At 47.4% G+C, this 11,456-nt stretch carries 9 protein-coding genes; 4 read left to right on the plus strand and 5 right to left on the minus strand.

The genetic code is table 11. The features are described from left to right. Positions 1 to 52: 52 nt before the first annotated feature. Positions 53 to 967 carry a L,D-transpeptidase family protein gene (locus tag JFT56_RS15520; RefSeq protein ID WP_198780917.1) on the plus strand — a complete coding sequence of 305 codons (915 nt, stop codon included), beginning with the start codon at positions 53 to 55 and terminating at the stop codon, positions 965 to 967. Positions 968 to 1,030: 63 nt separating this feature from the next. Here JFT56_RS15520 and JFT56_RS15525 read toward each other — a convergent pair whose 3' ends face one another. Further along, on the minus strand, positions 1,031 to 1,858 hold the full coding sequence (locus JFT56_RS15525; RefSeq protein ID WP_198780918.1) for a M14 family metallopeptidase: 828 nt from the start codon (positions 1,856 to 1,858) through the stop codon (positions 1,031 to 1,033). Positions 1,859 to 2,024: 166 nt separating this feature from the next. On the opposite strand from JFT56_RS15525, the gene JFT56_RS15530 reads away from it, so the two are divergent. From JFT56_RS15530 to zapE, 3 genes are read left to right on the plus strand one after another with little or no spacing between them, the layout of a single operon-like run. Then, positions 2,025 to 3,440 (plus strand): M16 family metallopeptidase, encoded by a 1,416-nt coding sequence (locus JFT56_RS15530; protein ID WP_198780919.1) that lies wholly within the window; start codon positions 2,025 to 2,027, stop codon positions 3,438 to 3,440. A gap of 41 nt (positions 3,441 to 3,481) precedes the next feature. Continuing rightward, on the plus strand, positions 3,482 to 5,005 hold the full coding sequence (locus JFT56_RS15535) for a M16 family metallopeptidase (protein WP_420136003.1): 1,524 nt from the start codon (positions 3,482 to 3,484) through the stop codon (positions 5,003 to 5,005). Positions 5,006 to 5,015: 10 nt separating this feature from the next. Then, complete coding sequence (gene zapE / locus JFT56_RS15540) at positions 5,016 to 6,230, plus strand: cell division protein ZapE (RefSeq protein ID WP_198780920.1); 1,215 nt, start codon at positions 5,016 to 5,018, stop codon at positions 6,228 to 6,230. A 187-nt stretch (positions 6,231 to 6,417) separates the two neighbouring features. Here zapE and JFT56_RS15545 read toward each other — a convergent pair whose 3' ends face one another. The 4 genes from JFT56_RS15545 to JFT56_RS15565 form a co-directional block, all read right to left on the minus strand. Next, positions 6,418 to 7,452, minus strand: a complete 1,035-nt coding sequence (locus tag JFT56_RS15545) for a transposase (protein WP_198780921.1) — start codon at positions 7,450 to 7,452, stop codon at positions 6,418 to 6,420. 396 nt (positions 7,453 to 7,848) lie between these two features. Further along, positions 7,849 to 8,154, minus strand: a complete 306-nt coding sequence (locus JFT56_RS15555) for a hypothetical protein (protein WP_198780922.1) — start codon at positions 8,152 to 8,154, stop codon at positions 7,849 to 7,851. A gap of 370 nt (positions 8,155 to 8,524) precedes the next feature. Continuing rightward, complete coding sequence (locus JFT56_RS15560) at positions 8,525 to 10,120, minus strand: EAL domain-containing protein (protein ID WP_198780923.1); 1,596 nt, start codon at positions 10,118 to 10,120, stop codon at positions 8,525 to 8,527. Between the two features lie 257 nt (positions 10,121 to 10,377). After that, the gene (locus JFT56_RS15565; protein ID WP_198780924.1) at positions 10,378 to 11,349 is read right to left on the minus strand and encodes a sensor domain-containing diguanylate cyclase; all 972 of its coding nucleotides are present in this window, start codon (positions 11,347 to 11,349) and stop codon (positions 10,378 to 10,380) included. Positions 11,350 to 11,456 lie beyond the last annotated feature (107 nt).

The raw sequence follows: 11,456 nt of genomic DNA on the forward strand, positions 1-11,456 counted from the left end.
GAAAGCTGCGCTAAACACGCTTTTTTATTAACAGGAATCGTAGTATCCGCTTATGAGTATGCTTCGCACCACAGCTTTATTACTGACTTTGGCTTTCCCAAGTCTTTCCGCTTTAGCAACGGAATATCCCCTGCCGTCTCCAAAGAGTCGGTTAGTTGGCGAAAACCAGTATTACACAGTACCTGAAGGCAAACACACCCTCGAAGATATCGCCGCCAAATTCCAACTCGGCTTGAGTAACTTGCTGGAAGCAAACCCAGGTGTCGATCCTTTTCTGCCTACACCAGGCAGTAAGCTATTAATTCCTCAGCAGTTAATTCTGCCAAATGCGCCGCGTGAAGGTATAGTGATCAACGTCGCTGAGATGCGCTTATACTACTATCCCAAGGGCAAGAAAACCGTTGAAGTCTTACCTATTGGCATAGGCCAAATCGGTAAAGACACACCCGAAAATTGGGTGACCAGCGTACAACGCAAACGCGCCAACCCAACTTGGACTCCCACACCACGCATCCGCAAAGAATACGCCGCTAAGGGCGAAATCCTACCTGCGGTATGGCCAGCGGGTCCAGACAACCCAATGGGATTATATGCGCTGTATATCGGCAACCTATATGCCATCCACGGGACTAACGCGAGTTTTGGCATAGGTTTACGGGTCAGCCAAGGCTGCGTGCGTTTACGCCACGATGATATCGAGCATTTGTTCAAGAATGTACCAGTAGGAACCCGCGTACAATTTGTGAACCAGCCGATTAAAGTAACCGAAGAGCCTGACGGCAAGCGCTACTTAGCAGTACATCAGCCGCTGTCGCGTACTGTGGCTGAATTTGAATCTACTGAGCCGGTCTCAATATCCTTACCCAAGGATGTGGCTAAATTTATCGCGAAGGCGGATACCGACTCTTCAGTGATCAAAAAGCTGCTTGATGAGCGTACTGGCGTGCCTACGGTTATCAATCAGTAATACGACGCAGATAAAAAAATACCCGCATATAGGCGGGTATTTTTTTATCTATAAACAGGCTTTTCAATCACATAATGGCGCACAAAGGGCCAAAAAGTGCGTCATCGCCGCACTATTGGCCAGCACCCTTTGGTCGAAGTTTTGCAGCGCTGGCGTTTCAGTACAGGCACCGACACGGGCGCCACTACGCACTAAACATGCCTCGAAGGATGTGTCGAAGTGATTGAAGATCAAGCCATCTTTCACTGGGCATCCGTCAATTTCACCGTCTACGGCAATCGGGAAGTATCCGCCTAAGGTGTCCCGTAAATCGAGGCTAAAACGCCCGGGGACTTGGCTTGGCTCGAATGAATACACATAGGCCTCACGACTCAACACATCTTCATGGCAGGTTAAAATGCCGTCGCGGCTCGCGGCAATCAACAGCTGGGCATGTTCTAACAACAACTTACCCTCAACCGAGGTGGTTTCATTCGCCTTAGGTTTACCATTTTCAAACACAAACCCACGGTTAGGGTTCTCGCCAAACTTATTGAATCTATGGCCACGGCTAAATCCCGTGGGATTAACTAGGGGTAATAAGCTTAAATTCACTCGCTCGAATAATTCGGGGGAAGCTTCGCTTAAAAAGTGCAGTAATCCCCAAGGGCCTGCGGACTCTTCGCCATGGAAACCTGCGCTGATCAGTAATGACGGTAAGCCTGACTTAGCGGCGGGAGATTGATACAAACTGACGCTGTATTTACTCACTTCACCCAATTTCTTCTCAACCATGCCCAAACGGGACATTTCCTGTTCAAGCAACAGATAAAAATTGTCAATATCAGTGCTTTCACAGTTAAAAATATCACTTTTCCACTGAAAGGATTCGAACGGGGATCTGCTAACCATATCTTGTACTTATGCCAGAAAAAGAACTGTGCCATCATAGCAGTTCTTTTCAAAAACTGAATGCTATTCAACTGATTTAGATAAAATCCGATGAGCCACAAATGCTGTCGTCAAAAACACAGCCCCATAGGATAACGGTCGCTACACCATTGAGACGGGAGATGAAATGAAAACCCAAGTCAGCTTCTATATTGCCTTTATCGCGAGTATTTTCAGCCCAGCGCTTAAGGCCCAATGCCATATCCTTGGTGCACAGCCCCTGTACCAACTAGAGTCACGCATCGAAACCTATACCTTAGCGAATGGACTAAGAGTCCGTTTATTGCCATTAGAAGATAAACAAACCCTGACCATCGCCAGCCAATTCAATGTTGGCGCCAGAAACGAAGCCAAGGGCCAAAGCGGTTACGCCCACTTATTCGAACATATGCTATTCAAGGGCAGCGAAAACGCCCCCAGCGACACCTATGCCCAGCAATTTAGCGCCCTTGGTGCGCGTTTTAATGCCAGCACCCATTTTGATTACACAAATTATTTTGTGACTCTGCCTAGCCAAGCGTTAGAACTGGCTTTGTACCTCGAAGCGGACCGCTTTATTCGCCCAAGCTTGAATGCGACCACAGTGAAAAATCAGCAGGAAACTGTGCTGCAGGAAATGGCCCAGACCATAGATAATCAGCCCTATGTCCGCAGTGCGATGGAGTTTTTACTCGCGCAGGTCGAAGGCACCGCATATGGCCACGGCGTCATTGGCAGTCGCGAAGATATCACCCAATCCACGCCCGAGAGCTTAACCGCCTTTCACCGAGCCTATTATCGCCCCGATACCATGCAGCTCTCCCTCGTGGGACAACTGAGCCCTGAGGTTAAAACCCTTATTGCACAACATTTTGGCGCTTGGTCGCAGCCCACTCAAGCGGTTCCATCTTTTAGTGCGCTGAACATCACGCCTAAACCCGTGCATGCCGAATTAGTCGATGAACGTGGCCCTTGGCCTGGTCTGTTACTCGCTTGGCATACTGTGGGCAAAGACCACCCGGATGCCGCAGCGATTCGTTTACTTGAGGCCCATTTATTCCAAAATACCGCCAGTGCCTTGGCCCAAATTAGCCAACATAATCCTGACCAAATGCTCAGCTATTCCCTGCCCTTTGAGTTAGAAAATCATGGGATTGCCAATATTGTGCTGGTTCCGCGGGCGCGGGCCTCACTCGATGACTTAACCCAAAAAGTGCAGGGGCTTGTCGCACAAACCCAGCAACAGGCTCTAGATGAAACACGCCTGTGCACACTCAAACAAGTGTGGTTAAACAATCGATTAGAGCAACTAGGTGACACTCAAACCTTAGCCACTCAGCTGTCGGCGACCCCAGAGCAAGATAAAGACCACCCCTTTACAGCACAGTGGCAGCGGATAAATGCTGTCACGGCCGATGATATCCAAAGAGTTGCAAAACAGTATTTTAATCAAGACTATGTGCGGGTCGACCTATTACCGCCTTGGTATATTCGCTGGGGGAAAACCCTGCTGGAATGGTTGCCAGATGGGACAAGCGATAGCCTAGAGGAGGCCGTACTGTGATGAATCAATCAGTGATAAATCAATCAGGGATGACTCATACAATGTCAAAGCGGCTACAAAGCCTAATAGGCTGTGCTGCGGCGTTATTACTTGGCGCCTGTCAGCAAACACACATCGTCTTTACCCCGAGCAAGCCGCCAAGTCTAGCGAGTTTTGATACGCTCGCTTCCCCTGCTTTACCTAAGAGTGGTGTTATCATACCCGCTACGGAGCAGGCGTTTACGGATGAAGTCCCTGCATCATTGAATTTACCCTATCGGTTACATAGGGAAGTCGCGACTCAAGCCCATCTGAACCACAGGGTCAGTTTAGCCGCAATAAGTCCGCACATTCCCTTTGATAATCCAGATATTTTGCAGATTGCCTTTCAAGAAAAAGCCCGTTCACTCGCCATTAGCCGCGCAGATCCCTGCCTTGAAACCTTGAATATTCGCGTCACCTTACACAGCATTAATTTAAGCCTCGCCTGCCCCGGCGAGGTCAACCATCTCTACGACTCGCTACTGCTATTTTGGCAACCAGATACCTTCGATGGCGCGACAACCGCTGCCGTCGACATTGATAATATTCGTCGCCAACTCAAGCTTAATAAGCACTTAAATGCTTTTAGTGGCGCCGAGATAGACAAAGTGTGGCGCGATAAACTGCTCGGGCCTGAGCATCCCTACAATAGAGTGCTTAATAATGATGCCCTGTTCGACTCACTCACCCTAAAACTACTGCAGCAAATCCAGCGCCAGGCGGCAACGCAGGCGCAGTGGCATCTGTTTCTACCCAGCGCACAGACCAAAAATGCCGAATTTGACCTGCAAGCCAGCATAAAGCAATGGCCAATATGGGATAAATCGTTGCCACAGGCAGAGAAGCCCGAGATGGCAAAACCTAAACAAACCAAGAGGATTTACCTTATCGATGCGCCGGGCAGCGTACAAACCCAAGTCCGCATTGGCTATGCACTGGATGATGCCCTAAGCCCTAGCATCAATGAGATGAACCATGTAGCTAGGCCGCAAGAACTCAGTCCACAGGACACAGCCTTAAGTTGCCGCAGTTTGGCCGCATTGATGGGCCGCAGCTTTTCGGGCCGGCTCTACTATGATTTACGGGAAAAACGCGGCCTCACCTACGGCATTTACGGCCAATGTGCTAACGCCCCGCTCTCCAGCAGCATCAAATTTTATGGCAGCACAGCCATAGAACATACGGGCGCCTTTGTGGCGGGAATAATCGATCACCTCGCGCTCGTTAAAACACAAAGCGCCAGCCAAGGCGAAATCGATGCCCTAAAAACCTATTTGATGGGTGAGGATTTACTCAGCCAAGACAACGAGATCCAGCGTGAAAGCCAGTATATCCACCAAGTCGCCACAGGCTTAACTCAGGCACAAGTGCAGCAACTGAACGCAGAGTTACAGGCTCTGACGCCCAAAAAGCTGCAGCAATTAGCCAACGGAGCGTTTAGCGGTGAACCATTGATTATTTTACGGGGGGATATCGACAGCATTATCCCCGACTTAGCCGCTAAACTGCCGGAATGGCAGTTGGAAAAGATCAAGGTCAATTAGGTCAAGTTATATGGCTAACACTATGCTTTTTAATCAGTTAATCGCTCAAAACACCCCCATATCGCCACTGGCTATTTATCAAGCCAAAGTGGGGGTGGATTTGATGGAAGATCCCGCTCAGCAACAGGCCGTTTTAGCCCTAGAGGAACTGTTCCATCAACTGAGTTCCAGCCCTAAACAAACCAGCCTAAAACGAGCCACTCAGCTCAAAGGGTTGTATCTGTGGGGCGATGTCGGTCGGGGCAAAACCTTTCTGATGGATTTATTCTTCGATTGCTTGCCGAGTGAAGGTAAGTTAAGGCTGCATTTTCATCGTTTTATGGCACGTATCCACCAGGCATTGCGGCAACATTCAGGGCAACGAGATCCCTTAAAACTGATCGCCAACAATCTCGCCAAAGAATGTAAGGTGCTGTGTTTCGATGAGTTTTTTGTATCGGACATTGGCGATGCCATGATACTTGCTGGCCTATTTGAACAACTATTCGAGCAAGGTGTGATACTTGTCGCCACCTCTAATATTCCCATCGACCGCCTATACGAAAATGGGCTGGCTAGACACAAATTTTTGCCCTGTATCGCACTGCTACAAAAGCACACGCAAATGCTTCACCTCAATGGTAGCCAAGATCATAGAATGCACGCTTTAGCCGATGAGGTATCAGAGGAGGCATTGGCCTCAACGTCCCAGAATATAGCCCCCATAGGTGTGCTTGATTTCGATAGTATATTCAATAAATTAACCAAAAATGCTCCCAGCATAGACCAGAGCCACATTCGTATCTGTCAGCGTCACATTCCCATTATCCGCGCAACCCTTAGCAATGAGCAGCCGTCGGTCGCTTGGTTTGATTTTAATGCCCTGTGTGATGGCCCAAGATCCCAATTGGACTATATCGAAATTGCCAGTAAATTTAATATCTTAATGCTAAGTAATGTGCCCAGACTCGGAGGCGAAGTGAAAGGTTGGATCCGCGCCCGCGGCACGGAAGATGGCACAGGTGAAAACCAAGCCGAAACCACGGGGGAGCGTAAACTCTCCTACGCTGCCAATGATGATCCAGCACGGCGTTTTATCAGCCTTATCGATGAGTTATACGATCAAAACGTAATCTTATATTTAAGCTGTGAAGTGCCACTTAAAGAACTCTATCAGGGCGGCGCCCTCAGCTTCGAATTTCGCCGCACCTATAGCCGTTTAATAGAAATGAGCCGAAGCACTTAACATTTTTGTCGTTAACGCCCTGACAAAAACCTGGTCAAATTCAGCAAACGAAGTGGGAGACCTTAAGTGCTTTTGGACAAAAAACGAGCTGAATTTTCGCGGAATTATCTTCATTTCGGATAAACAAAAATAATCCCAAGCGCTGAATCGTGAGCAGTGATGAGCTTAAGGATGTAATGCTTGGCTTTTAAGGGTGCAAAGTTTGACTTGAGGCTTTGCCTTTACACCATTTCCCGCTGTTGTGCTGCTTTTTAAACTCGCACATGCTATCCCATCGACCACTTATGCCACTGTATTGACGGCGAAACTCTTTCGCTGATGTGAGCCACGCATCTGGCGCTATGCCTAGTTCATTGAGTAGTTTGGGTCGTTGATTATCGATATAGCCTTTTTTATCAAGGCGGATGGCCCGGCCTGTCCAATCAATCAGTTCCAGATAATCGGCAAAATGAAACGGAATGCCAGATTGCTGACTTAGATGTGTTGAACCATCAAATGTGGCGAGGGACTTGTGTGTTGTTTGCAGTAGTTTATTTGCGGATTTAACTTGTGTTTTAAGTGAAGTAAAAGTGTTGTCTTGCTGGTTTAGTGAATTAATTCGCTCTTGAATCGATGTAAAATCAGAGGATTGCAAAGAGTCGGCAATGCCTGCTCGAATGGGGTTTAAATCTACGTACATCATACACGCCAGTAATGCTTGCTCATCTAGTAACGCTTGGGATTTGAAACGACCTTCCCAAAAGGCGCCTTTACACTCATCTTCTCGATTTGCTTTACGGGCAATCCCTTCATTTAGGCAGCGCATAAACCAAGAGATACTGCTCAATCGCTCATGCCACTCGGCAAGTAAGCCATCGAGTAACATCACTTCACCGTCGATTAAAGCATCACCATTCATATACTTAGAGGCGACAGCATGGCCTTTAGTGATTTGACACCAGCGGCTGATAATGTCTTTCTGTGTTAACGATTTTGCCTTGTCGACATCAATTTTAAGCACTAAATGATAGTGGTTACTCATCACCGCATAGGCGCAAATATCGATACAGAAAATAGCAGATAATGCCTTGATTTTATCGACAATCCAGCCACGTCGATGCTCATAACTACGGCCCGTGAGTTTATCCTCACCACACAAAAAAGCCCTACGAACACAGCGATTTATCACATGATAGAAAGGCGTCGCACTGGCATCAATTAACTGTCTTCTGGCCGAGGTCATAGCAAACTCCACACAGACAAAATCAGGATAACTTAAAGCCTAGTAGAAGGGACTGAAAAACACAAAAAGACATGGCTGTCCTTGCCTTTTGTCCTTGCCTTTTTGCCTTTTATGCACAATCCAGCCACGTCTATGCTCGTAACTACGGCCAGTGAGTTTATCCTCGCCACATAAAAAAGCCCTACGAACACAGCGATTTATCACATGATAGAAAGGCGTCGCACTGGCATCAATTAACTGTCTTCTGGCCGAGGCCATCACAAACTCCACACAGGCAAAATCAGGATAATTTAAAGCCTAGTAAAAGGGGCTGAAAAACACAAAAAGACATGGCTGTCCTCGCCTTCTTTCGCCTTCTTGCCTTCACCTTCAGTTAGTTCACTCGCCTCAGCCATTTCAAAGTTTTTCTTGTACTGCCAATGCCATTTTTTTGATAGTAGGTCCTTTCAAACCAAGACTATTGCGATTTAGGTTCGAATTGCTCATATTTTGAATATGCGATAACCAGACGCGATGATATTGCTTTGAACTACTTATAGTGCTTATGCGTGATTGCTGTGTTTTGATTGAAGCCCAGTTTTTGTGGGTTGAATCCACATGTTGATAGTAAAGATAAGAAACGAAGAAAGTTGCGCCAATAGTCGTGAGCTTATCGCCGTCCTCAAATGAAAATATATGTCGCTCAGAACCTGTAGGTGTCATTCCGTTATCCCTCGTATGCTTTCCTAGATCAAGTTTTAGTCATTAGATAAAATAGGTCAATCTAGACTCAGAATGTTGCCTTAACCTTTCAACTCTAAATTGTTACCGGGCAAAAGCTCTTTACGACTATGCCAGAAATAATCTGGATGACCTGCCAGAAAACTCAGTTCATTAAATTCTGACGATTCTCACTGAGCTGTATTTTCAAGCTTAGTGGCATGCTGGAATTCGAGTGTTAAAGTGACACAGATATAGCAAACTTGTCGATAATAGGCGCCAATCATTTAGGTCGATAAAAAAACAAACCTAAATATTAATAAACCGTTGCTCTGACTCAAGTTTGGGTGATGTTAAGTGCTATATGGCTGCATTACAAATCACCCCTAGGAGTCACAGCAAGCGATGCTGTGCTTTTATCCAACTGCTCTAGCAAAGTGCTAAAGGGAACTGGTTTGCCAAAATGCCAGCCCTGCGCAAACTGAACGCCACGTTGGCGCAATAACTGCGCCTGCGCCTCGGTTTCCACTCCTTCTGCGATCATCTTCAGATTCAGTGATTTCGCCATATCGATAATATGCAGTACAACTTGGCTGGTCGCAGCGTCTTTCCCTAAGGTATCGACAAAGGACTTATCAATTTTGAGATAGTCCAGATTAAAGCTCTCCAGATAGGAAAGGCTCGAATAGCCGGTCCCAAAGTCGTCGATAGCCACCTCTATGCCCCTAGCCCGAACTTCATCAAGTATTTCCTTTGCTACGCCCACGTTCATAAACCCGCGTTCCGTAGCCTCCACAATCAAGTTCCCTGGCCCTGCCTTCGTCTTTTTGTGCAATACGTCTAAGTATTCAATTGTCTGGCGAGACTGAAGGTCAACCGCCGATAGGTTGATGGCAATGTGGAACTTAGGGTGACGGGCAAATAGATCGTGAATATCATCACCTATCAAGGAGATAACGCGCTCGGTGATACGCGGGATCAGGCCAACCTCTTCGGCAACGGCAATGAAGAGATCTGGACGGATCATCTCACCGTTCGGCCGCTGCCAACGGATCAACGCCTCCGCTCCGACCCACTGCCCCGTTTGTAGGTCAACTATAGGCTGATAGTGGAGGAAGAACTCATTGCGCTTAAGCGCCACTTTAATTACCGCGGGCAGCGCGAGTTGCCGCTTTGCAAGGCAGAGAACCATCCAAGCGAGCAAAGCCCCTGCCACGAGGCCAAATGGCACTAAGAAACGAGAAAGACGACGAAGGCCATCGCTGACCTTAGTCGCGGGAACTGCCACATAGGCTGCAAAGGCATACTTTGATGAGTGCTTGACCACGACAAGATATTCGCCGTCTGAAAACCTGGATTCAGTCTGTTTGCCAACCGAATCAATCCATGCAGGCTTAAATTCTCCGCGACTCACTATCGGGCTATTGGTAACGCTGGAGAGCACACCAACAGAAATGCTGGGCTCGTCCACAAAAACATCCAGCGGGCGGTTATGGTGGATAGCAACGGTATAGCCACTCTTCAGATCGGTAGAAATCAGAAAACGTTTTTCAGGTAAAACAGGAAACTCGACTAATGTGCGCACGGCAGTGCCGTAGGGAGTGATGTAATTTGCAGGCCCAAGTGGCGTGTTGTGGTGGCCGTAGGAAGAACACAACAACCGATCGTCTTTAACATAGCCAACGGCCTGAACATGTTCCGATGCAAGGTCCAGCGCCCCCATTAAGCGAATATTCTCCACGGAACAGGGGTCCACAGCCCCTTCGGCGGCAAGGGTCGTTAAAATACCCAGAGTCTGATCGGAGGACTCATCATTTCGTCGAAGAATATCCTCAGCGAGCAAGGCCGCGATATCCATCTGGTCATCAAAACTCTGCTTCCACGCGAGGTACAATGAAATGGCAATCGGGGTGGAAACGGCCACTAGCACAATAAAGATCGCAATCGCGACGAAGGTTTTATTCCTCAACGGCCTCTCCCTGTTGTCGCATTATGTCCGTGCAATAGCCCACTGCCCGCCCCTTTCTAAATGATTGATCCGTTTATGATCCATCACAGATTACCGTCCAATAAAGAGAACTACAATCCGAAACATATATTTAACAGTAGCGATAAGGTCCAAGATGGCTTCGAGGAATTAACTCCGTTGTTGTCATACCTATGCCCTCGGACGTAAAAATCCCCTGCCAACGAATTGTCATCTTTGTCTATTGGGGCTAAATCCCCCTAGGGCTTATCGCCGTGATGGGTCGCTTTATCCTGGTACATAGCTTTATCGGCGGAGTCGAACAGCTCCTCTAAGCTCACTGCGGAATCCGGTGTCCAGTGAGCAACGCCAATACTGGTGGCAATTTTATGTTCTAGCGGATGTTGTTGATTATATTGCTCAAGTAACAATTTAAAACGATTTATAGCGAGGTTAACCGTCTCCCTGTGTACAAAACTTAACAGCACGACAAACTCATCACCGCCAAGCCTTGCTATCACATCCGACTCCCTAAAGGCCGACATCAAAATATGGGCAAAGTCATATAGCACTTGGTCCCCCCTAAGGTGGCCAAAGTTGTCGTTCACTTCCTTAAAAAAGTCGAGATCGAAAAATACCAAGGCCGCTTCGGCCTGGGTGCGACGACAACTCGCTAGGGCTTGATGCGCCAACAATTCAAAACCACGACGATTAGAAATTGCCGTGAGTGGATCTAAGGTATTTTGGGCAATGGAGAGTAACTCAGCCTCCACCATTTGGCCTAAATCCGTTAAGGTTTCAATCTCTTCACCACTAAACGTTCGCGGCTCAGTCCCAATCAAACATAGGGTTCCCACCCGAAATTGACCGTGAAGAGTTAAAGGATAGCCAACATAAAACCGAATATAGGGTGGCTGTACAACCAGGGGATTATCACTAAAGCGTGCATCCTTTAGGGTGTCATTCACAATAAAAATTTCTTCATAGTTAATGGCATGGGCGCAAAAAGAAACATCCCTTGGGGTTTCAGTGATTTCCAATCCTTGGCGGGACTTAAACCATTGACGATGTGCATCGACAAGGGTAATGACACAATAGGGCAGGGAAAAAATTCGTCGAGTGAGCCGAGTAATACGGTCGAAGCGTTCTTCGGCATCGGTATCTAACACATTGAGTGAACGTAATGTGGCTAAACGTTGTAGCTCATTATCAGGGATTGGCGGTAATTGCATGGCGCTCTCTGCTAGCTGCTCTTATTAAACTTTAGACCAAGTTAATAGGAACGTCTTACAGATTAGCGCCAACCTTCAATGACCGCATTGGGTGGACAAAATTCAGC

It is taken from the genome of Shewanella putrefaciens (assembly GCF_016406305.1).
Lineage (GTDB): Bacteria > Pseudomonadota > Gammaproteobacteria > Enterobacterales > Shewanellaceae > Shewanella > Shewanella putrefaciens_C.

Excerpts from the sequence above, each read along its gene's own strand:
- JFT56_RS15520 (WP_198780917.1), top strand. The coding sequence starts at position 53 with ATGAGTATGCTTCGCACCACAGCTTTATTACTGACTTTGGCTTTCCCA.
- JFT56_RS15525 (WP_198780918.1), bottom strand. The coding sequence starts at position 1,858 with ATGGTTAGCAGATCCCCGTTCGAATCCTTTCAGTGGAAAAGTGATATT.
- JFT56_RS15530 (WP_198780919.1), top strand. The coding sequence starts at position 2,025 with ATGAAAACCCAAGTCAGCTTCTATATTGCCTTTATCGCGAGTATTTTC.
- JFT56_RS15535 (WP_420136003.1), top strand. The coding sequence starts at position 3,482 with ATGTCAAAGCGGCTACAAAGCCTAATAGGCTGTGCTGCGGCGTTATTA.
- zapE (WP_198780920.1), top strand. The coding sequence starts at position 5,016 with ATGGCTAACACTATGCTTTTTAATCAGTTAATCGCTCAAAACACCCCC.
- JFT56_RS15545 (WP_198780921.1), bottom strand. The coding sequence starts at position 7,452 with ATGACCTCGGCCAGAAGACAGTTAATTGATGCCAGTGCGACGCCTTTC.
- JFT56_RS15555 (WP_198780922.1), bottom strand. The coding sequence starts at position 8,154 with ATGACACCTACAGGTTCTGAGCGACATATATTTTCATTTGAGGACGGC.
- JFT56_RS15565 (WP_198780924.1), bottom strand. The coding sequence starts at position 11,349 with ATGCAATTACCGCCAATCCCTGATAATGAGCTACAACGTTTAGCCACA.